Annotated in this window: 20 protein-coding genes; 3 read left to right on the top strand and 17 right to left on the bottom strand. The window is 72.4% G+C overall.

Annotated elements, in window-relative coordinates:
* Positions 1–37: 37 nt before the first annotated feature.
* The 12 genes from nuoK to J3P32_RS10780 all read right to left on the bottom strand — a co-directional run bounded on the left by nuoK (position 38) and on the right by J3P32_RS10780 (position 11,556).
* Positions 38–331, bottom strand: a complete 294-nt coding sequence (gene nuoK / locus J3P32_RS10835) for an NADH-quinone oxidoreductase subunit NuoK (protein ID WP_210439769.1) — start codon at positions 329–331, stop codon at positions 38–40.
* Positions 328–1,155, bottom strand: a complete 828-nt coding sequence (locus J3P32_RS10830; protein WP_210439768.1) for an NADH-quinone oxidoreductase subunit J — start codon at positions 1,153–1,155, stop codon at positions 328–330. Before J3P32_RS10830 ends, nuoK begins: the two co-directional genes overlap by 4 nt.
* Positions 1,152–1,727: an NADH-quinone oxidoreductase subunit NuoI gene (nuoI, locus tag J3P32_RS10825; protein ID WP_210439767.1), complete on the bottom strand. Its 576-nt coding sequence runs from the start codon at positions 1,725–1,727 to the stop codon at positions 1,152–1,154. The genes J3P32_RS10830 and nuoI overlap by 4 nt, the downstream gene beginning before the upstream one ends.
* The gene (gene nuoH, locus J3P32_RS10820) at positions 1,720–3,069 is read right to left on the bottom strand and encodes an NADH-quinone oxidoreductase subunit NuoH (protein ID WP_210440757.1); all 1,350 of its coding nucleotides are present in this window, start codon (positions 3,067–3,069) and stop codon (positions 1,720–1,722) included. The genes nuoI and nuoH overlap by 8 nt, the downstream gene beginning before the upstream one ends.
* The gene (locus J3P32_RS10815) at positions 3,069–5,549 is read right to left on the bottom strand and encodes an NADH-quinone oxidoreductase subunit G (protein ID WP_210439766.1); all 2,481 of its coding nucleotides are present in this window, start codon (positions 5,547–5,549) and stop codon (positions 3,069–3,071) included. Before J3P32_RS10815 ends, nuoH begins: the two co-directional genes overlap by 1 nt.
* Positions 5,546–6,853, bottom strand: coding sequence for an NADH-quinone oxidoreductase subunit NuoF (nuoF, locus tag J3P32_RS10810; protein WP_210439765.1), 1,308 nt, complete (start codon positions 6,851–6,853; stop codon positions 5,546–5,548). The genes J3P32_RS10815 and nuoF overlap by 4 nt, the downstream gene beginning before the upstream one ends.
* Positions 6,850–7,497 carry an NADH-quinone oxidoreductase subunit NuoE gene (gene nuoE / locus J3P32_RS10805; protein ID WP_210439764.1) on the bottom strand — a complete coding sequence of 216 codons (648 nt, stop codon included), beginning with the start codon at positions 7,495–7,497 and terminating at the stop codon, positions 6,850–6,852. The genes nuoF and nuoE overlap by 4 nt, the downstream gene beginning before the upstream one ends.
* A complete protein-coding gene (locus J3P32_RS10800) occupies positions 7,494–8,846 on the bottom strand; it encodes an NADH-quinone oxidoreductase subunit D (RefSeq protein ID WP_210439763.1) in 1,353 nt (450 codons plus the stop codon). The genes nuoE and J3P32_RS10800 overlap by 4 nt, the downstream gene beginning before the upstream one ends.
* Positions 8,846–9,709: an NADH-quinone oxidoreductase subunit C gene (locus J3P32_RS10795; RefSeq protein ID WP_210440756.1), complete on the bottom strand. Its 864-nt coding sequence runs from the start codon at positions 9,707–9,709 to the stop codon at positions 8,846–8,848. Before J3P32_RS10795 ends, J3P32_RS10800 begins: the two co-directional genes overlap by 1 nt.
* 29 nt (positions 9,710–9,738) lie before the next feature.
* A complete protein-coding gene (locus J3P32_RS10790) occupies positions 9,739–10,293 on the bottom strand; it encodes a NuoB/complex I 20 kDa subunit family protein (RefSeq protein WP_210439762.1) in 555 nt (184 codons plus the stop codon).
* Positions 10,294–10,297: 4 nt separating this feature from the next.
* Positions 10,298–10,657: an NADH-quinone oxidoreductase subunit A gene (locus tag J3P32_RS10785; protein WP_210439761.1), complete on the bottom strand. Its 360-nt coding sequence runs from the start codon at positions 10,655–10,657 to the stop codon at positions 10,298–10,300.
* Positions 10,658–10,866: 209 nt separating this feature from the next.
* Positions 10,867–11,556, bottom strand: a complete 690-nt coding sequence (locus J3P32_RS10780) for a demethylmenaquinone methyltransferase (protein ID WP_210439760.1) — start codon at positions 11,554–11,556, stop codon at positions 10,867–10,869.
* A 100-nt stretch (positions 11,557–11,656) separates the two neighbouring features.
* Between J3P32_RS10780 and J3P32_RS10775 the strand changes: the two genes are divergently transcribed.
* The gene (locus J3P32_RS10775; protein WP_210439759.1) at positions 11,657–12,688 is read left to right on the top strand and encodes a L,D-transpeptidase family protein; all 1,032 of its coding nucleotides are present in this window, start codon (positions 11,657–11,659) and stop codon (positions 12,686–12,688) included.
* Here the strand turns inward: J3P32_RS10775 and J3P32_RS10770 are convergent.
* Positions 12,676–13,872 carry an AMP-binding protein gene (locus J3P32_RS10770; protein WP_210439758.1) on the bottom strand — a complete coding sequence of 399 codons (1,197 nt, stop codon included), beginning with the start codon at positions 13,870–13,872 and terminating at the stop codon, positions 12,676–12,678. The genes J3P32_RS10775 and J3P32_RS10770 overlap by 13 nt on opposite strands.
* Positions 13,873–14,018: 146 nt before the next feature.
* Here J3P32_RS10770 and J3P32_RS10765 point away from each other — a divergent pair, with 146 nt between their 5' ends.
* Positions 14,019–15,266 (top strand): isochorismate synthase, encoded by a 1,248-nt coding sequence (locus J3P32_RS10765; protein WP_210439757.1) that lies wholly within the window; start codon positions 14,019–14,021, stop codon positions 15,264–15,266.
* A gap of 1 nt (position 15,267) precedes the next feature.
* Here J3P32_RS10765 and J3P32_RS10760 read toward each other — a convergent pair whose 3' ends face one another.
* Positions 15,268–15,903, bottom strand: a complete 636-nt coding sequence (locus tag J3P32_RS10760) for an MBL fold metallo-hydrolase (RefSeq protein WP_210439756.1) — start codon at positions 15,901–15,903, stop codon at positions 15,268–15,270.
* A gap of 122 nt (positions 15,904–16,025) precedes the next feature.
* Here J3P32_RS10760 and J3P32_RS10755 point away from each other — a divergent pair, with 122 nt between their 5' ends.
* The gene (locus tag J3P32_RS10755; RefSeq protein ID WP_210439755.1) at positions 16,026–17,228 is read left to right on the top strand and encodes a glycoside hydrolase family 16 protein; all 1,203 of its coding nucleotides are present in this window, start codon (positions 16,026–16,028) and stop codon (positions 17,226–17,228) included.
* 58 nt (positions 17,229–17,286) lie between these two features.
* On the opposite strand, the gene menD is transcribed toward J3P32_RS10755, so the two are convergent.
* Genes menD through J3P32_RS10740 form a run of 3 tightly spaced genes read right to left on the bottom strand, consistent with a single transcriptional unit; the run spans position 17,287 to position 20,872 of the window.
* On the bottom strand, positions 17,287–18,888 hold the full coding sequence (gene menD, locus J3P32_RS10750) for a 2-succinyl-5-enolpyruvyl-6-hydroxy-3-cyclohexene-1-carboxylic-acid synthase (RefSeq protein ID WP_210439754.1): 1,602 nt from the start codon (positions 18,886–18,888) through the stop codon (positions 17,287–17,289).
* Entirely contained in the window at positions 18,885–19,826 is a 942-nt protein-coding gene (locus J3P32_RS10745) for an o-succinylbenzoate synthase (protein ID WP_210439753.1), read from the bottom strand. The genes menD and J3P32_RS10745 overlap by 4 nt, the downstream gene beginning before the upstream one ends.
* A 17-nt stretch (positions 19,827–19,843) precedes the next feature.
* Entirely contained in the window at positions 19,844–20,872 is a 1,029-nt protein-coding gene (locus J3P32_RS10740; RefSeq protein WP_307861658.1) for an AMP-binding protein, read from the bottom strand.
* Positions 20,873–20,914 lie beyond the last annotated feature (42 nt).

The following is a 20,914-nucleotide window of genomic DNA, read 5'->3' as shown; positions in this document are numbered from 1 at the left end:
CAGGACTGAGTGGGACAACAGGTTCACGAGCGCTCCCTCAGTACTTCAGCAGGCTGGCGTCGTCGACCGAGGCCGAGCGTCGCGTGCGGAAGATGGTCATGATGATCGCGAGCCCGATCACGACCTCGGCGGCGGCCACGACCATCACGAAGAACGCGGTGATCTGCCCGTCGAGGTTGCCGTGCTGGCGGGCGAAGGCGACGAACGCCAGGTTGCAGGCGTTGAGCATCAGCTCCACGCACATGAACACCACGATGGCGTTGCGGCGGACGAGCACGCCCACGCAGCCGATCGTGAAGAGGATCGCCGAGAGCACGATGTACTCGGTCACTTGACGTCCTCCTCGGTGTTCGCCGGGGTGCCCGCCTTGCCCGAGGTCTCGGGCATCGTCGACGGGTCGCTGTGCCCCTCGCCGGCGAGCTGGCGGCGTACGTCGTCGATGTCGTCGGCCAGCGCCGGGGCGGACCGGACGGTGCCGCGGGCGGCGAGCACCCGGGAGACCGACGACTCGGCGGCGGTGCCGTCGGGCAGCAGGGCCGGGGTGTCGACCGCGTTGTGCCGCGCGTAGACACCGGGTGAGGGCAGCGGTCCGGGGTGCAAGCCATGCTCCGCGTAGTCCCGGATGCGTCGCGCGGCCAGGTCGGCCTGCGTCGCCCTCGGGGTGAGCCGCTCGCGGTGGGCGAGCACCATGGCGCCGAGCGCGGCGGTGATCAGCAGGGCACTGGTGGCCTCGAAGGCGAAGACGTAGCGGGAGAACAGGATGTTGGCGATGGCCGGCACGTTGCCGCCGGCGTTGGCCTCGTCGAGACCGACCACCGTGCCGAAGGTGACCTGGCTGATGCCGATCACCAGCACGGAGCCGAAGAGCAGGCCGAGGACGACCGCCGTCGCCCGCTGGCCGCGGATCGTCTCCACCACGGAGTCGGCGGCGTCGACGCCGATCAGCATCATCACGAAGAGGAACAGCATGAGGATCGCGCCGGTGTAGACGATGATCTGCACCGCGAAGAGGAACGGCGCGTCCATCACGGCGTAGAGGAACGCCAGGCTGATCATCACCACGGCCAGCAGCAGCGCAGCGTGCACGGCCTTGCGGACGAACAGGATGCCCAGCGCGGCCGCCACCATGAGCGGAGCGAGGAGCCAGAACGTCATCGCGTGGTCCCCCTGTAGTAGTCGCTCTCGTCGTCACCCAGGCGCATCGGGTGCGGCGGCTCCTCCATGCCGGGCAGCAGCGGCGCCAGCAGGTCGGACTTCTCGTAGATGAGGTCCGCTCGGTTGTCGTCGGCCAGCTCGTACTCGTTGGTCATCGTCAGCGCGCGCGTCGGGCAGGCCTCGATGCACAGCCCGCACAGGATGCAGCGCAGGTAGTTGATCTGGTAGACGCGGCCGTAGCGCTCACCGGGGCTGAAGCGCCCCGACCCGTCGGGCAGGTCGACGTTGTCGGCGCCCTCGACGTAGATCGCGTCCGCCGGGCAGGCCCAGGCGCACAGCTCGCACCCCACGCACTTCTCCAGCCCGTCCGGCCAGCGGTTGAGCTGGTGCCGGCCGTGGAAGCGGGGCGCCGTCGGCAGCTTCTCGAACGGGTACTGCTCGGTGACGACCTTCTTGAACATCGTCCGGAAGGTGACGCCGAACCCGGCGATCGGGTCCCAGAGGCTCTCCTTGACGCCCTTGGACCCCTGGCCGGACTGGCCGGATCGGGCGGACTGGGCGGACTCACTCATGGCTCTCCTCCGCTGCTGCGGTGACGGTGGTGCGGCCCGTGGCGAAGGTCAGCGGCGCGGCGGCGCCGCGCACGGCACCTCCCGCCGGCATCGGCGGGACGGGGAAGCCGCCGGCGAAGGCGTCGTGCGGCTCCTCGCTCGACCCGGTGGCGCTCGCGCCGCCGGCCTCGCCCTCGGCCCTGTCCTTCTCCCCCACGAACATCAGCGCGACGGTGAGGACGAGCAGGACGGCGATCGCCGCGACCAGGTAGGTGCGGTTGATGTTGCCCTCGAGCGAGATGACCCGGATGGTGGCGACGGCCACGATCCAGGCCAGCGAGACCGGGATGAGCACCTTCCACCCGAGCGCCATGAACTGGTCGTAGCGCATGCGCGGCAGCGAGCCGCGCAGCCAGACGAACAGGAAGATGAAGCAGAAGACCTTGCCGAAGAACCACAGCAGGGGCCAGTAGCCGCTGTTGGCGCCCTCCCACACGTTCTCGATGCCCCACGGGGCGGCCCAGCCGCCGAGGAACAGCGTGGTGGCGATCGCCGACACGGTCGCGAGGTTGATGTACTCGGCGAGGAAGAACAGGGCGAACTTCAGGCTGGAGTACTCGGTGTGGAAGCCGCCCACCAGCTCGCCCTCGGCCTCCGGGAGGTCGAACGGCGCCCGGTTGGTCTCGCCGACCATCGAGATCACGTAGATGACGAACGACGGCAGCAGGATCAGGCCGAACCAGAGGCGGTCCTGCGCCGCGACGATCTCCGAGGTCGACATCGAGCCGGCGTAGAGGAACACCGCGACGAGCGCGAGGCCCATCGCGACCTCGTAGGAGATCATCTGGGCGCTCGAGCGCAGCCCGCCGAGCAGGGAGTACGTCGAGCCGGAGGACCAGCCGCCGAGGACGATGCCGTAGATGCCGATCGAGGCGATCGCGAGCATGAAGAGCACGGCGACCGGCATGTCGGTCAGCTGGAGGGGCGTGGTGTGGCCGAAGAAGTTGACCTCCGGGCCGAGCGGGATGACCGCCCATGTCACGAACGCCGGCACGACCGCGATGACCGGCGCCAGCAGGAAGACGACCTTGTCGGCCGACTTCGGGATGATGTCCTCCTTCAGCGCGAGCTTCACGCCGTCGGCCAGCGACTGCAGGAGCCCGAACGGACCGTGGACGTTGGGGCCGACGCGGTGCTGCATCCGGGCCACGACCCGGCGCTCGAACCAGATGTTGAACAGCGTCAGCAGCACCAGGATCACGAAGATGAAGACGGCCTTGAGCAGGATCACCCACCAGGGGTCCTGGCCGAAGGCGGCCAGTCCCGGGTCGGGGAGGTCGGCCGCCCGGGGGGCGAGGCTCATCATGCGGTGGCTCCCTTCACTGCCTGGTGCGCGTTGTCGAGGGCTGCGGGGGCCTGCCGCAGGGTGACCGCGCTGCCCGGCGAGGCGAGCTCGGCGAGGACCCCGCGTCCGAAGGACCGGGCCGGGAGCCAGACGACTCCGTCGGGGAGGTCGGCCACCACGGCCGGCAGCGTGACGCTGCCGCGGTCGCCGGTGACGGTGACGAGCGGGGCGCCGGCCTCGGCGTCGAGCATGCCGAACACCGACTCGTACGACGCCGCGCTGAGGGCGGCGACCGGGGTGCGCGCGGTGGCGCGGAGGTGCACCTCGCCGTCCTGCAGCGACCCGAGGTCGACGAGCTGCTTCCACGTGGCCAGGGCGAAGGGGGTCTCGCCCTTGCGCGGCGCCTTCGCCGGGCGCGGCGGCTTGCCGGCGTCGAGCGCCGGGCGGGCACCGTCCCACGGGCCCAGCGACCGCATCTCGGCGCGGACCTCGGCAACGGTGCGGAAGCCGAGCGGACGGCCCTGCCCCAGCCGGGCCAGCTCCTCGGAGATGCCGGCCAGGAGGCGCAGGTCGGGCAGCGAGGACGGGTTGGTGAAGACCGCGTCGAACGAGCGCGCCCGGGCGTCCCACGTCACGAAGGTGCCGGCCTTGTCGGTGACCGGGGCGACGGGCAGGACGACGTCGGCGAGCCTGGTCACGTCGGTCTCGCGGAGCTCGAGGCTGACCACGAACCCGGCGGCGGCGAGGGCCGCGCGGAAGGCCGCGGGGTCGCTGGTGTCGTCGGGGTCGACGCCCCCGACCACGAGGCCGCCGAGGTCGCCCTTGAGCAGCGAGGCGACGATGGCGTTGCCGTCGCGGCCGACCTTCGCGGGCAGCGACTCGGCGCCCCAGGCGGCGGCCACGTCGACCCGGGCCGAGGCCTCGCCGACCGGACGGCCGCCGGGGAGCAGGTTGGGCAGGGCGCCGGCCTCGACCGCACCGCGGTCACCGGCGCGACGCGGCACCCACGCGAGCCGGGCGCCGGTGGTGGCGGCCAGCTCGACGGCCGCGGAGAGCGCGCCGTGCGTCTGGGCGAGACGCTCGCCGACCAGGATGACGGCGTCCCGGGTGACGCCGTGCTCGGCGTCCTTGAGCGTGGCGATCACCTCGGCCTCGGTGCCGGGCACCGCGGGCACGAGCCGACCCTGCATCTTCGCCAGGCCGCGCGAGGTCATCGGGGCGACCGACACGACCTGCGTACGACCCCGCCTCGCGGCCTTGCGCAGCCGCAGGAAGATCGTGGCGGCCTCGTCCTCGGGCTCGAGGCCGAGCAGGACCACGACGGGGGCGGCCTCGAGGTCGGCGTAGGTGACCCCGCCGGACAGCGCGACGTGGGAGGCCAGGAACGCGGCCTCCTCGGCGCTGTGCGGGCGGGCGCGGAAGTCGACGTCGTTCGTGCCCAGCGAGACGCGCGCGAACTTGGCGTAGGCGTAGGCGTCCTCGGCGGTCACGCGACCACCGGTGAGGACCGCGGCGGCGCCGGCGTCCCGCAAGCCGCGGGCCGCGACGGCGAACGCCTCCGGCCAGGACGCGGGACGCAGCTCGCCGTCCTCGCGGACCATCGGGTAGCGCAGCCGGTCGTCCTGGCGGGCGTAGTGGAACGCGAAGCGGTCCTTGTCGCTGATCCACTCCTCGTTGACCTCGGGGTCGTTGCCGGCGAGGCGGCGCATGACCTTGCCCCGCCGGTGGTCGACGCGGATCGCGGCGCCGCAGGCGTCGTGCTCGGCGATGCTCTGGTTGGAGACCAGGTCGAACGGGCGCGAGCGGAACCGGTAGTCGGCCGACGTCAGCGCCCCCACCGGGCAGATCTGGATGGCGTTGCCCGAGAAGTAGCTCTGGTAGGGCTCGCGCTCGTAGATCGCGACCTGCTGCAGCGCCCCCCGCTCGGCGAGGGCGATGAAGGGGTCGCCGGCGACCTGCTCGGAGAAGCGGGTGCACCTCGCGCACAGCACGCAGCGCTCCCGGTCGAGCAGGACCTGCGCGGAGATCGCGATCGGCTTGGGGAACGTGCGCTTCACGCCCCCGGACTCGGCGAACCGGCTCTCGCCGCGGCCGTTGCTCATCGCCTGGTTCTGCAGGGGGCACTCGCCGCCCTTGTCGCAGACGGGGCAGTCGAGCGGGTGGTTGATCAGCAGGAACTCCATGACGCCCTGCTGCGCCTTGTCGGCCACCTCGCTGGTCGCCTGCGTGTTGACCACCATGCCGTCAGCGACCGGCAGCGTGCAGGAGGCCTGCGGCTTGGGGAAGCCGCGGCCGTTGCCGGCGTCGGGGATGTCGACGAGGCACTGGCGGCAGGCGCCGACCGGGTCGAGCAGCGGGTGGTCGCAGAAGCGCGGGATCTGCACGCCGACCTGCTCGGCGGCGCGGATCACCAGGGTGTCCTTGGGGACGCTGACCTGGACGCCGTCGATGGTCAGCGTGACCGTCTCGACCTCGGTGCGGTCGGGGGTGGTCGTCATGCCGAGGCTCCCACGGGTGCGAAGGCGGTCGAGGCGGCCGGGTCGAACGGGCAGCCGCCATTGGTCAGGTGGGCGAGGTACTCGTCGCGGAAGTGCTGGATCGAGCTCGAGATCGGGCTCGTCGCGCCGTCGCCGAGCGCGCAGAACGAGCGGCCCAGGATGTTGTCGCACTGGTCGAGCAGCAGGTCGAGGTCGGCCTCGCTCCCCTGCCCCTTCTCCAGCCTCGCCAGGGTCTGGGTGAGCCACCACGTGCCCTCGCGGCACGGGGTGCACTTGCCGCACGACTCGTGCTTGTAGAACTCCGTCCACCGCAGCACCGCGCGGACGACGCAGGTCGTCTCGTCGAACAGCTGCAGGGCGCGGGTGCCGAGCATGGACCCCGCGGCGCCCACGGACTCGAAGTCGAGCGGGACGTCGAGGTGCTCGGGGGTCAGGAGCGGGGTGCTCGACCCGCCGGGCGTCCAGAACTTCAGCTCGTGGCCCTCGCGCATGCCGCCCGCGAGGTCGATGAGCTCGCGCAGCGTGATGCCCAGCGGCGCCTCGTACTGCCCGGGGTTGCGCACGTGCCCGGACAGGCTGAAGATGCCGAACCCGTTGGACTTCTCGGTGCCCATCCCGGCGAACCAGCCGGCACCGTTGGTGATGATGCTGGGCACCGAGGCGATGGACTCGACGTTGTTGATGACCGTCGGGCTGGCGTAGAGGCCGGCGACCGCGGGGAACGGCGGGCGCAGGCGGGGCTGGCCGCGCCGACCCTCGAGGCCCTCGAGCAGCGCGGTCTCCTCGCCGCAGATGTAGGCGCCGGCGCCGGCGTGCACGATCAGGTCGAGGTCGTAGCCCGAGCCGTGGATGTTCCGGCCGAGGTGACCCGCGAGGTAGGCCTCCTGCACGGCGCGCTGCAGGCGCCGGATGACGTGGAGGACCTCGCCGCGGACGTAGATGAAGGCGGTGTTGGCGCGGATGGCGTACGCGCTGACGATGACGCCCTCGACCAGCGTGTGCGGGCTGGCCATCATCAGCGGGATGTCCTTGCAGGTGCCCGGCTCGGACTCGTCGGCGTTGACCACGAGGTACTTCGGCCTCGGGTTGTCCTGCGGGATGAAGCCCCACTTCATGCCGGTGGGGAAGCCGGCGCCGCCGCGGCCGCGGAGGCCGGACTCCTTGACGACGTCGATGACGGCGTCGGGCGCCATCGCGAACGCCTTGTCCAGCGCGGCGTAGCCGCCTCGCTCCTCGTAGGCGGCGAGGGTCCAGGCGCGCTCGGCGTCCCAGTTGTCGGTGAGGACCGGTGTCAGCGTGGTCACTTCTCTCCCTCCGGAGCCGTCCAGCCCTTCTCGCGGGCGATCTTCAGCCCGGCCAGCGAGGCCGGGCCCGCGGCGGGGCCCTCGTCGGCGCGGTCGTCGGGGAACCCCGCGAGCACGCGCTCGGCCTCGCGCCACGTGCACAGCCGCGGGCCGCGCGTGGAGTGGACCTCCCTGCCCGCGCGCAGGTCGTCGACGACCTGGACCGCCGACTCGGGCGTCTGGTTGTCCATGAACTCCCAGTTGACCATCATCACCGGGGCGTAGTCGCAGGCCGCGTTGCACTCGACGTGCTCGAGGGTGATCTTCCCGTCCTCGGTCGTCTCGTCGTTGCCCACGTCGAGGTGCTCCTTGAGCCGCTCGAAGATCAGGTCGCCGCCCATCACCGCGCACAGCGTGTTGGTGCACACGCCGACGTGGTAGTCGCCCACGGGCCTGCGCTTGTACATCGTGTAGAAGGTCGCGACACCGTTGACCTCCGCGGCGCTGATGCCCAGCACCTGGGCGCACACCTCGATGCCCTCGGGCGTGACGCGGCCCTCCACCGACTGGATGAGGTGGAGCATCGGCAGCAGGCCGGAGCGCTTCTCGGGGTAGCGGTCCGCGATCTCGTGCAGCTCCGCCAGGGTCTGCGGGTCCAGACTCATCGGTCGACTCCTCCCATGACGGGGTCGATGGAGGCGATGGCGACGATGACGTCGGCGACCATGCCGCCCTCGCTCATCACGCTCGTCGCCTGCAGGTTGGTGAACGACGGGTCCCGGAAGTGGGCGCGGAAGGGCCGGGTGCCGCCGTCGGAGACGACGTGGGCGCCGAGCTCGCCGCGCGGCGACTCGACCGGCACGTAGGCCTGGCCGGCGGGGACCCGGAACCCCTCGGTCACCAGCTTGAAGTGGTGGATCAGGGCCTCCATCGACTCGCCCATGATGTGGCGGATGTGGTCCAGGCTGTTGCCCATGCCGTCGCTGCCGATGGCGAGCTGGCTGGGCCAGGCGACCTTCTTGTCGCCGATCATGACCGGGGCGCCCTCGAGCCCCGCGAGCCGGTCGGCGCACTGCTCCACGATCCTCAGCGACTCCGACATCTCGTTGAGCCGGATGCGGAAGCGGCCGTAGGAGTCGCAGGTGTCCCAGGTCTGGACGTCGAAGTCGTAGTCCTCGTAGCCGGAGTAGGGCTGGACCTTGCGGAGGTCCCAGGCGTAGCCGGTCGAGCGCAGCACGGGGCCGGTGATGCCGAGCGCGATGCAGCCCGCCAGGTCGAGGTGGCCGACGTCCACCAGGCGGCCCTTGAAGATCGGGTTGGCGTTGCACAGGGCGGCGTACTCCGGCAGGCGCTTCTTCATCAGCGCGATGAAGTCGCGGATCTCGTCGAGCGCGCCGGGAGGCAGGTCCTGCGCGACCCCGCCGGGCCGGATGAAGGCGTGGTTCATCCGCAGGCCGGTGATCAGCTCGAACAGGTCCAGCACCAGCTCGCGCTCGCGGAAGCCGATGGTCATGACCGTGAGCGCACCGATCTCCATGCCGCCCGTGGCGATGGCGACGAGGTGGGAGGAGATGCGGTTGAGCTCCATCAGGAGCACGCGCATGACCTGCGCCTTCTCCGGGATGTCGTCCTCGATGTCGAGCAGGCGCTCGACGCCCAGGACGTAGGTCGCCTCGTTGTAGAACGGCGAGAGGTAGTCCATCCGCGTGCAGAAGGTGACGCCCTGCACCCAGGAGCGGTACTCCATGTTCTTCTCGATGCCGGTGTGCAGGTAGCCGATGCCGCACCGGGCCTCGGTGACCGTCTCGCCCTCGAGCTCGAGGATGAGCCGGAGCACGCCGTGGGTCGAGGGATGCTGCGGGCCCATGTTGACGACGACCCGCTCCTCGGCGGACTCGCCGAGGCCCTCGGTGATCGTGTCCCAGTCCTGCCCGGTGACGGTGAAGACGCGGCCCTGGCTGGTGTCGCCGGGCGAGGCGTAGAGGTCCTGCTGCCGGCTGGTGTCGGTGCTCATCAGTTGTACGACCTCCGCTGGTCGGGCGGCGGGATCGACCCGCCCTTGTACTCCACGGGGATGCCGCCGAGGGGGTAGTCCTTGCGCTGCGGGTGGCCCGGCCAGTCGTCCGGCATGAGCACCCGGGTCAGGGCGGGATGACCGTCGAAGACCAGGCCGAACATGTCGTAGGTCTCGCGCTCGTGCCAGTCGAGCGTCGGGTAGACGCTCACCAGGCTCGGCACGTGCGGGTCGCTGTCGGGCGCGGTCACCTCGAGGCGGATGCGCCGGTTGTGGGTCATGGAGAGCAGGTGGTAGACGGCGTGGAGCTCCCGCCCGGTGTCCTCGGGGTAGTGCACGCCGCTCACGCCGGAGCAGAACTCGAAGCGCAGCGCCTCGTCGTCGCGCAGCATCTGCGCGACGAACGGGAGGTCCTCGCGGCGCACGTGAAAGGTGATCTCGCCGCGGTGCACCACGACGCTCTCGACCGCGGCGGTCAGGTCGGTGGCGCGCAACCGCGCCTCGAGCGCGTCGGCGACCTCGTCGAACCAGCCGCCGTAGGGCCGCTGAGACGGGGTGGGGAAGACCGTGGCGCTGACCAGGCCGCCGTAGCCGGAGGTGTCGCCGGTGCCGGTGACGCCGAACATGCCGTGACGCGCACCGACGGCCCGCACCTCCCCCGTCGGGGCGGGGACGTTCTCCGGGGACTGCTCGGGCGCGGCCTGCTCGACGCCGCTGCCGGTGCCCGTCTCGGACTTCGCCGCCTCGAGGTTGTCCTCCTCGGCGGGCCGCGCCTCCTCGTTCGAGTCGGTCCTGTCGTCCGACTCGTCCTCGGCCCTGCCGGCGACCGCCTCGTCGACCCTCTCGTCCGCCCGCTCGTCCACGTTCTCCTCGGGCGTCTCGTCCGCGCCGCTCACCGCAGCAGGCCCTTCATCTCCGACGTGGGCAGGGCACGCAGCGCACTGGTCTCCAGCTCCTCGATCTCCCGACGGCGGTGCGCGCCGAGCTTGGTGTGCTGCACCTGGTCGTGCAGCTTGAGGATCGCGTCGATGAGCATCTCCGGCCGCGGCGGGCAGCCGGGCAGGTACATGTCGACGGGCACGACGTGGTCGACGCCCTGGACGATGGCGTAGTTGTTGAACATGCCGCCCGAGGACGCGCACACGCCCATGGCGAGCACCCACTTGGGCTCCGGCATCTGGTCGTAGATCTGGCGCAGGACGGGGGCCATCTTCTGGCTGACCCGGCCGGCGACGATCATCAGGTCGGCCTGGCGGGGGCTGGCACGGAAGACCTCCATGCCGAACCGGGCCAGGTCGTACTTCGGGGCGCCGGTGGTCATCATCTCGATGGCGCAGCAGGCCAGGCCGAAGGTGGCCGGCCAGAACGACGCCTTGCGCATGTAGCCGGCGACGCCCTCGACGGTGGTGAGCAGGACGCCGCTCGGCAGCTTCTCTTCCAGTCCCATGACGTCAGTCCCAATCCAGTCCGCCGCGGCGCCACACGTAGGCGTACGCCACGAACACAGTCGCGATGAACAGGACCATCTCGACCAGCCCGAACAGCGCCATCTGGTCGAAGTGGACGGCCCATGGGTAGAGGAAGATGATCTCGATGTCGAAGACGATGAAGAGCATCGCCGTGATGAAGTACTTCACCGGGAAGCGGCCGCCGCCGACGGGCTGCGGGGTCGGCTCGATGCCGCACTCGTAGGAGTCGAGCTTCGCGCGGTTGTAGCGCTTGGGTCCCACGACGGCGCTCATGATCACGGAGAAGACCGCGAACCCCGTCGCGATGGCCAGCAGCGCCAGGATCGGCGTGTAGAGCTCCATCGCTTCCCTTCCGGTGGACTGCGCCCGGTTCGGGTGAAGCCAAGTGACCTTGTGAATGACTTCACGAGTGGCGCGCGCCACAGTCTAGGACTGCGGTGCGGCGTGCGTCACGTCGGGGTGGACACCATTCGGCAACGATCCGACAGCGGTCTGACCTGCGGATTTAGGACAAGACCGCGTGCCCTAATTCGTCCCCGCTCCGGGCGGCCTCAGGCGGTCGCGCGGTGCAGCGCCACGATGCCGCCGGTCAGGTCACGCCACTGCGGTCGCTGCCAGCCGGCCTCCGCGATCATCGCGGCGAGGCCTTCCTGGTCGGGCCACGCGCGGATGGACTCGGCGAGGTAGACGTAGGCGTCCGACGCGCTGGCGGTCAGCGAGGCGATCGCCGGCAGGGCGCGCATGACGCCGTCGAGGTAGACCTTGCGCAGCGCCGCGTTCACCGGCCGGCTGAACTCGCAGACCACGAGACGGCCGCCGGGACGGGTCACGCGGTGCATCTCCTCGAGGCCGGCCACCGGGTCGACGAAGTTGCGCAACCCGTAGGAGATCGTGACCGCGTCGAAGGTGTCGTCGAGGAACGGCAGCCGGGTGCCGTCGCCGGCCACGAACGGCAGGCCGGGCCGGTCCTTCTTCCCCTGCTGCAGCATCCCGACCGAGAAGTCGCACGGCACGGCGGTGGCACCGTGGGCGGCGAACGGCTCGCTCGAGCAGCCGGTCCCCGCCGCGAGGTCGAGCACGAGGTCGCCGGGACGCGCCGCGACGGCGTCCACCATGGAGCGTCGCCAGCTGCGCTGGATGCCGGCCGTCATCAGGTCGTTGGTGAGGTCGTACCGCTTGGCCACGGTGTCGAACATGCGGCGGACGTCGGAGGGTTGCTTGTCGAGGTCAGCGCGGGCCACCCGCCGAGCGTAGGCGTCCGGACCCCGGTACGCGCAACGCGGGGGTGTCGTGAGGCGTCCCTATGATCGACCTGCCGATGGCCACCTGGGGAGGAACCACATGCCACGACGTCCTGCTCCGCGCCTCAGCGCACTCCTGCTCGCCCCGCTGCTCGCCCTGCTGGTCGCCGTGGCCGGCTCCGTCGTGACAGGCGCGACCGCCGGCGCCGCCGGCGCCACCGGGGCGATGGGCGCCCCCGCCTCGCGCGCCGACGTGTCGATGCGTCTCGGCGACACGGGCTGGCGGGTGCGCGAGCTGCAGAGCCGCCTGCACCAGCTCGGCCTGCACTCGGAGGTCGTCACCAGCCGGTTCGACCAGGAGACGCGCGCCGGCGTCGCCACCTTCCAGCGCCGACGCGGATGGGCCGCCGACGGGGTGGTGGACGAGCGCACCTGGCGCGCGATCCTCTCGCGCACGACCGAGCCGACCCGGGAGGCGCTGCACAACGTCTACACGCCGGGCCGGCCCCTGCTCGAGCGCGGCGACACGGGCATGCGCGTGCGGCAGCTCCAGGCCCGGCTCCGGCAGCTGCGCTGGTACGACGCGAAGGTGAGCGGACGCTACGACGCGACGACCGTCGAGGCGGTCCAGGGCTTCCAGGCGAAGCGGAGGATCCCGGTGACCGGGCAGGTCGACCGGCGCACCCTCGACCGGCTCCGGGCGATGACGCGGGAGCCGACGAGGGCCGAGCTGTTCAACCTCGTCCCGAGCGGGCCGCGCCTGGACCCGCGCTGCACCACCGGCCGGGCGATGTGCGTCGACAAGACGTCGCGGTCGCTGCGCTGGGTGGTCGACGGCGTGGTCCTCAAGACCGTCGAGGTGCGCTTCGGCTCCGCCGAGCTGCCGACACGGGAGGGCGCGTTCGCGGTGTTCCGCAAGTCGCGCGACCACGTCTCGAGCCTCTACGACACCCCGATGCCGTACGCCATGTTCTTCTCGGGCGGACAGGCCGTCCACTACTCCCCCGACTTCGCCGCCAACGGCTACGACGGCGCCTCGCACGGGTGCGTCAACGTGCGCGACCGCGCCGCCGTCGCCTGGCTCTTCGACCGGGTCCGCCTCGGCGACAAGGTGATCGTCTACCGGTCCTGAGCGCAGCCCGGACCTGCGAGCGAGAAGGCCGCGTCGAGTCCGTCGCCGGCGCGACCGCGGCGCGGGAGCGACACGGTGGCGACCTCGACCTCCGGTGGCGCCGGCACGGCCACGACGGCGTGCTCGCGCGCGAGGTCGAGCCGGGCCGCCGGGTGGTGCGCGATGCGACCGATGCGGAACCCCAGGGAGGTCGCCAACGCGCCGACGGTGCGGTTGACGCGCGCGTCGAGCACGAGCAGCCGGAGCCGCCCGCCCCACCACGGGGCGAGGGCGGACACCTCCGCGGCGAGCTTCCTCGCCTTCGCGGACATCCGGGCCTCGGCCACGTGCGCCGACATCGCCTCGAGGACGTCGCGCGGGGCGGTGTGCCACGGCGCACCGCCGACCGTGCCGTGCTCGATGAGGTCCTCGAGCACGCGGGCCGTTGCGTGGTCGAGCAGCACGTGCGTGGGGGCGACGTGCGCGAGCGCTGCCTCGAGCTGGTCGGGCGAGGCGATCCACGCCAGCGTGGAGCCGGCGGTGAGGTGGGCGTCGCGGACCACCGTGGTGAGGCGGTCGGTGGCCTCGCCGGTGAGCAGGACGACGTCGTCGCCGGTGAGGTCGGACAGCGTGCCGGAGGACTCGGGCCGGAACAGCCAGGCCTCGGCCTTGTCCCGCCGCAACCCCAGCACGGCGCCGGACGGGGCACCGGCGCGCGCGCCGGCCACCCACGTCAGCAGGTCGGGCTGGCGCTTGCGCCGCTCCAGGCCCATCCCCCGCAGCCGCTCCCACGACCGGTCGTCGCACTCGAAGAGCTGGGCGTCGGAGAGGGCGGCCCGGCGCAGCAGCGCCAGGCGGCTCTCGTCGTCGACGACGACGAGGCGCACCCCGATCCCGTCGAGGAGGCGGGCCACCTCGTCGGTGTCGAGGTGCTCCGGCAGCAGCAGCGGCACCGCTCCGGCGACCCGAGTGGCGAGCTCGAGCTCGAGCTGGCGGATGCCGGCCGGGATGCGGAGCACCACGACCTGCCCGGGGTCCACGCCCGCCTCGATCATGCCGGCGGCCCCGTCGATGACGCGGCGGTAGAGCTCGTTCCAGGTCAGCGAGGCCCACGACCCCGCCCGCGGCTCGGTCACCGCGACCTCCAGCGCCCGGTTGCGGGCGTGGCGCTCCAACCGGGCGAGGGGCGATGCGGGGACGGGCACGGCGGGCTCCTCGGGCGCGTCGGCTGCGACGCGTACGTCGCGCGGGTCGGTTCTCGAGGCAACGTAGGTGACGCACGCCTCTCCTGTTCGCCGTTTGGCCGATCTCCCGCCGGCGGGCTGTGCGCCCCGGCGTAGGCTGCCCCCTCGTGACGACCCCCGCGTCCCGCCCGGGACCAACCGCGCCGCTCGTCGTGCGCACGGTCCCGGTGGACCTCGCGGACCTGCCGCTCCTCGACCTGCTGCCGCAGCAGCAGCCGGTGACGTGGCTGCGCCGGGGTGAGGGCCTGGTCGGGTGGGGCGTGGCCGCGCGGCTGGACACCTCGGGACCGACGCGGTTCAGCGACGCGGTGAAGTGGTGGTCCGAGACCGTCGCGCGCGCCGACGTGGAGGACCACGTCGGCGAGCCCGGCACCGGCCTGGTCTCCTTCGGGTCCTTCGCCTTCGCCGACGAGCCCGGTGACTCCGCGCTGGTCGTCCCCGAGGTGGTCGTCGGCCGCCGCGGGGACCGCACGTGGCTGACCACCGTCTCGGTCGAGGCCCCGGCACTCGTCCCCGCGCCCGCGCCGGAGCCGCCCGTCGGCCTGGTCTTCTCCGACGGTGCCCGCAACGGCGAGGAGTGGATGTCGGTCGTCGCGGAGGCGGTCGGGCGCATCGCGGCCGGCGACCTCGAGAAGGTCGTGCTCGCCCGCGACCTGATCGCCACGACGGACGAGCCGCTGGACGTCCGGTGGCCGCTGCAGCGCCTCGCCGCGCAGTACGAGATGTGCTGGACGTTCCACGTCGACGGGCTGTTCGGCGCGACGCCGGAGATGCTCGTGCGCCGCGAGCGCGGCCTGGTGACCTCACGGGTGCTGGCCGGCACCATCCGGCGTACGGGCGACGACGAGCGCGACCTCGCGCTCGCGGCCACGCTGGCGCGGTCGTCGAAGGACCTCGAGGAGCACGAGTACGCCGTGCGCTCGGTCGCCGACGCCCTCGAGCCGCACTGCTCGTCGATGAACGTGCCCGAGTCGCCGTTCGTCCTCCACCTGCCCAACGTGATGCACCTGGCCACCGACGTGAACGGGGTCGTCCACGACGTGGCGACCTCGCTCCAGCTGGCCGAGTCGCTGCACCCGTCCGCCGCCGTGGGCGGCACGCCCACCCCGGCGGCGACCCGGCTGATCGAGGAGATCGAGGGCATGCCGCGCGACCGCTACGCCGGCCCCGTCGGCTGGATGGACGCCTCGGGCGACGGCGAGTGGGGCCTCGCGCTGCGCTCGGCGATGCTGGTCGAGGACGGCGTACGCCTCTTCGCCGGCTGCGGCATCGTGGCCAGCTCGGACCCCGAGGCCGAGCTCGCCGAGTCGCAGGCGAAGTTCGTGCCGGTGCGCGACGCGCTGGCAGCCGGCTGAGTCAGAGGTCCTGCCCCGGCTCCCGCAGCTCGAACGCCTGCGAGTCGGGCAGCAGGTTGGCCATGTGCGTGGCGACCATCGCCACGCCGATGTCGCTGTACACGCGGTCGTGGATGCCGAGCGACGTCGGCGCGCCCACCTGCCGGACGAAGTCGACCGCCTCGGAGACCTTGAGCCACGGCGCGCTCACCGGCGCGAGCAGCACGTCGACCGCACGCCCGGGCGGGGTGAGCGCGTCGCCCGGGTGGTAGACGCTCGCTCCCCCGGACTCCAGGAGGTACCCGGAGTTGTCGAAGCGGTCGTAGTCGGGGTGGATCACCGCGTGCTTCTCACCGACCACCTCGACCGACGTGCCGGCGACCTCGAGCCGGTCGCCGGGCCGGACCACCGTGACGCGCTCGGCGACGTCGGGCGCCTGCTCACGCAGGAGACGCTGCACCGCCGCGATCGTCCACACGGGCACGTCGCTCGCCCGCAGGTGGTCGGGATGGACGTGGTCGGGGTGCTCGTGGGTGATCAGCACGGCGTCCGCACTGTCGAGGGCGCCCGCGTCGGTGTACACCCCCGGGTCGATGACGAGCACGCCGCCGGCCCCCTGGACCCGCACGCAAGCGTGGCCGAGCTTGGTGATCTGCATGCGCTGCACCCTAGGCCCGTCGAATCGGATCCCGACGGGGTCGCGGTTAAGGTTGTGGCGCCTCCGACGGGTGGAGTGCCCAGGGGGAAACACCAATCGCACCCGAGACGAAGAGAGTTCCCATGTCTTCTGCACGCCGCGTGCTCGCAGGCAGCGTCGCTGCGCTGCTCCTGCCCGCGTCCCTGCTCCTGACGACCGAGACCGGCTCGGCCACCGACTCCGCGGCTCGCGCCACGTCGACGTCGGTCACCAAGAAGGCCGGCCAGAGGGTCTCCATGGAGGTGCTCCCCCAGATCGTCCAGCAGGGCCGGGGCACTGCCAGCGCGAGCTCGGCCAAGGCTGCCGTCACCGCGACCATCAAGCCGACGAAGGTCGGCCGCCCGGTCGCCCTCGAGCAGTTCGACGGCTCCTCGTGGAAGAAGGTCGACACCGCCAAGCAGGACAAGGCGGGTCGCGCCGAGTTCTCCGCCCTGGTCTCGAAGGGCGGCCAGCCGCTGACCTACCGCGTCACTGCTCAGAAGTTCAAGGGCCTCAAGGCGGAGTCGAGCGGGAGCCAGGACACCTCGCGGTGGTTGGTCCCGACCTTCTCCGACGAGTTCTCCGGCAACTCGCTGAGCTCCACGTGGGGCATGCGCGGCCAGAACTACGAGCCCCGGAGCAAGCGCAAGTGCTCCAAGGGCGACCCGAAGGCCGTCAAGGTCGGCGGCGGCGCCCTGCGCCTCAGCGTGATCAAGGACCGCTCCGCCAAGGGCAAGTGCAAGGCCAAGTCCCGCAAGGTGACCAAGAAGATCTCCTACCGCCTCAACGGTCACGTCGGCACCAACGGTGCGTTCTCGTTCAGGTACGGCGTCGCGGCCGCCCGCATCAAGATGCACAAGAGCCAGGGACAGCACGCCAGCTTCTGGTCGCAGCCCGTCGGCGAGAACGGGCCGGGCAGCGACGGCCACGAGATCGACGTCATCGAGTACTTCGGCGACAAGCACCCGCAGGGCGGCCTGACCAGCTTCATCCACTGGTACAAGGGCAAGCGCCTGATCAAGACCGGCTCGTGGATCAAGGACTCGAAGTCGTTCCTGAAGAACAAGCGCGACGGCTGGTCGAAGAACTACCACGTGTTCTCCGTGCAGTGGACGCCCAGGGTGATCATCTTCCGCATCGACGGCAAGGAGACGTGGCGCACGTCGGCCCGCGTCTCGAAGGAGCAGCAGTACCTCATCCTGAGCCTGCTCGCCTCCGACTACGAGGCGCTGGAGATGTCGGACAAGAAGCTGCCGCAGCACATGTACGTCGACTGGGTGCGCGTGTGGGAGACCCCCGCCTCCTGACGTCCTGAGCTCCGACTGCTGAGCCCCGACTGCTGAACTCCGTCCGCGCGCTGGTCCCTCACGGGACCAGCGCGCGGATCCTTGTGTCCAGCTCGGCCCGGTTGTCCCGGCGCACCCGGGCCTCGACGACCTCGATCCCGCCGTTGGGCGAGGCCAGCGCCTGCTCCAGCTCGGGCAGCGACGTCACCCGCAGGTGCGGGACGCGGGCCGCGGCGCAGAGGGCGGCGACGTCGACCCCGTGCGGGGTGCCGAACAGCACGTCGAACCTGTCGGCGTACTCCGGACCGCCCTGCTCGAGGGTCGCGAAGATCGACCCCCCGTCGTCGTTGACCACGACGATGGTGAGGTCCGGCCGCTCCTCGCGCGGGCCCAGGAACAGGCCGGTCGTGTCGTGCAGGAACGTCACGTCGCCCATCAGCGCGAGGGCGCGCGACGACTGCGGCCGACCGAGGGCGGCCCCCACCGCCGAGCTGATGGTGCCGTCGATGCCGGCGAGCCCGCGGTTGGCGATGACCTTGCGGCGCCCGCCCACCTCGTAGCGCGCGACCATCAGGTCGAGGTCGCGGACCGGGTTCGATGCACCCACCACGAGCAGGCCGCGTCGGGGCAGCGCCCGGCTCACCGCGCCCGCCACCTCGTACGGCGTGAGGTCCGGCTCCGCGGCCAGCAGCCGGTCGAGGGCGCGGGAGGTGGTGCGGTCCGCCTCGCGCCACGCAGCCAGCCACGCCGGGTCGTCCGGCTCCCGGACCCCGACCTGGTCGACCTCGCGGGCGACCGCGAACGGTCGCTTGGTCCACAGGCCGCGGTGGCGGACCGAGACGACCTCGACGTCGTCGCGGGCGAGCAGGCGCGACACCGGACGGGACAGCGTGGGGTGGCCCAGCACCACCGCGCGCTCGACCTGCCGGCCGAGCTCGCCCGTCAGCTGCAGGCGGTAGGTGCGGATGACGTGGTCGCCGGTGCGGCACCCGCTGGACGGCTCGGCGAGGAGCGGCCACCCGGCGGCCTCGGCGAGGACACGTGCCGGCGGACCGGCGTCGTCCCCCGCCACCACGACCGTGCGCGGACCGGGGTCGAGGACGAGCCTCTCGAGGGGCGGGGTCGCGGAGGCGACCGCCCGCTCCGGCGCCGCCGCCCCGGCGTCCCAGCCGTGGTCGTCGGGCAGCAGCGGCTCGTCGAGCTGGACGTTGAGGTGCACGGGCCCGTCGTGGGACCGCAGGAAGGCGATTAGCTCGTCGAGACCGGCGTGCGCCACGTCGAGGCTCGGCGCGAACCCGCTGAAGATGCCGCGCTGGTCGGTCGTCTGGTTGGCGCCGGTGCCCCGCAGCCGGGCCGGGCGGTCGGCGGTCACCACGACGAGCGGCACCCCCGCGTGGGCCGCCTCGACGACGGCTGGCAGCAGGTTCGCCACCGCGGTGCCCGACGTGCAGCTGACCGCCGCCGGCCGGCCGCTCACCTTCGCCAGCCCCAGGGCGACGAAGGCGGCCGTGCGCTCGTCGAGGCGGGTGTGGAGGCGCAGCGCGCCGGCGGAGGCCGCGTCGTAGAGCGCGAAGGAGAGCGGTGCGTTCCGCGATCCCGGCGCGATCACCGCCTCACGCACCGCCGCGCCGCGCAGCGCGGTCACCACGGTCCGGGCGAGCTGGGTCGAGGGGTTGGTCACGCCGGCTGATCCTGCCCTACCGACGCCAGCCGGTCGCGCCAGTGGGCCACCCGGTCCTCGGTCGCCGCGAGCCTGGCCAGCGCCGCCGCGTCGACCTCCGGCACCCCGACCGGCAGCATCCCGTCGACCGGCAGGAGCGGGTCGGTGGCCACGTCGTCGGTGAGCAGCTGGACGGTCGCGAGCCCGCAGGCGTGGTGCAGCTCGGGCAGCGCCGCCGCAAGGGCGACGCCGGCGGCGATGCCGACGCTCGACTCGACCGCGCTCGAGACGACGGCCGGCAGACCGATGTCCTCGGCGATCCGCAGGCACGCCCGGACGCCGCCGAGGGGCTGCACCTTGAGCACCGCGACGTCCGCCGCCTCGAGGTCGCGCACCCGGTAGGGGTCCTCGGCGCGGCGGATCGACTCGTCGGCCGCCACCGGCACGTCCACCCGGCGGCGCACGGCGGCGAGGTCCTCGACCGCGGCGACCGGCTGCTCGACGTACTCCAGCCCGCCCGCGGCGCGGTCGAGCGCGGCGATGGCGCGGACGGCCTGGTCCACGTCCCACGCGCCGTTGGCGTCGACCCGCACCAGGCCGCCGGGGCCGAGGGCGTCGCGCACCGCCTCGACGCGCGCCACGTCGTCGGCGAGGTCCTGCCCGTGCTCGGCGACCTTCACCTTCGCGGTCCGGCAGCCGCCCGCGACGACGATCGCGTGCGCCCGCTCCGGGTCGGTGGCCGGGACGGTGACGTTGACCGGGACGAAGTCGCGCACCGGCGCCGGCCAGCCCAGGTCCGCCGCCTCCCGCGCGCAGGCCAGCCAGGGGCGCGCGGTCACGTCGTCGTACTCGAGGAAGGGCGACCACTCCCCCCAGCCCGCGTCGCCGCGGAGGAGCACGCCCTCGCGGACCGTGATGCCGCGGAACCTCGTGCGCAGCGGGATGGAGAAGACGTGCATGGCTGAAGCGTGCCCGATCAGGGGAGCCGGAGGCTCGTCCGGATCGCCTGCCGGTCCACCTTGCCGTTGGCCAGCAGCGGGAGCCGCTCGACCCGGTGGAACTCGCGCGGCGCCCACGACCGCGGGTGCTCGATGCCGATCCAGTCGCGCAGCTCGGCGTCGTCGGCGGTGCCCACGAGCACCGCCACGAGCCGCTGGCCCCACTCGGGGTCCTGGACGCCGAAGAGCTCGGCGTCCTCCACCAGCACGTGCCGGCGCAGGCGCTCGGCGACCGCGGGGAGCGGGATCTTCACGCCGCCGCTGATCACGACGTCGTCGACGCGCCCGAGCACCCGGAGGCGCCCGTCCTCGTCGAGCCGGCCGACGTCGGAGGTGAGGAACCAGCCGTCGACGACGGTCTCGGCCGTGAGCTGCGGGTCACCGTCGTAGTGGCTGAACAGCGTCGGTCCGGCGATGCGGATCCGGCCGTCGGCTCCCAGCGCGACGCCCACCCCGTCGAGCGGCACGCCGTCGTAGACGCAGCCGCCGGAGGTCTCGGACGACCCGTAGGTCGTCACCAGGCGCACGCCGTGCTCCTCCGCGCGCCGGCGCAGCTGGGCGTCCAGTCCTGCGCCCCCGACGAGGACGGTGTGGCAGCGGGCGAGGGCGGCCGTCTGCTCGGGATCGCGGAGGATCCGGTGGAGCTGGGTCGGCACGAGCGAGACGAACGCCGGGGTGCCCGTGCGGTCGGCCGCCGCGGCCCGGCCGACGTCCAGCCCGTCGACCACCGCCGGCTCGTGTCCGGCGACCAGCGACCGGACGATGACCTGGACGCCCGCGACGTACGACGACGGAAGGGTGAGCAGCCACCGCCCCGTCGCGCCCAGCCGGCGCGCCGAGGCCTCCACGCTGGCGAGCACGGCGGAGCGCGGGATCACCACGCCCTTCGGTCGGCCCGAGGACCCGGACGTCTCGATCAGCAGCGGCTCGGGGTCGTCGGCCCCGAGCCATCGCGCCAGCTGCCCGATGGCGACCGCCGGCTCGTCCGAGGGCCGCAGGAAGCTCACGCGGCCCACGCTAGCCGCTGGCGCACGCCGTAGTGTCGGCGC

The sequence above is a fragment of the Nocardioides xinjiangensis genome, assembly GCF_017916385.1.
Classification (GTDB): domain Bacteria; phylum Actinomycetota; class Actinomycetes; order Propionibacteriales; family Nocardioidaceae; genus Nocardioides; species Nocardioides xinjiangensis.
Note: the sequence above shows the minus strand (reverse complement) of the source record. Positions and strands in the feature narration are given on the sequence as shown.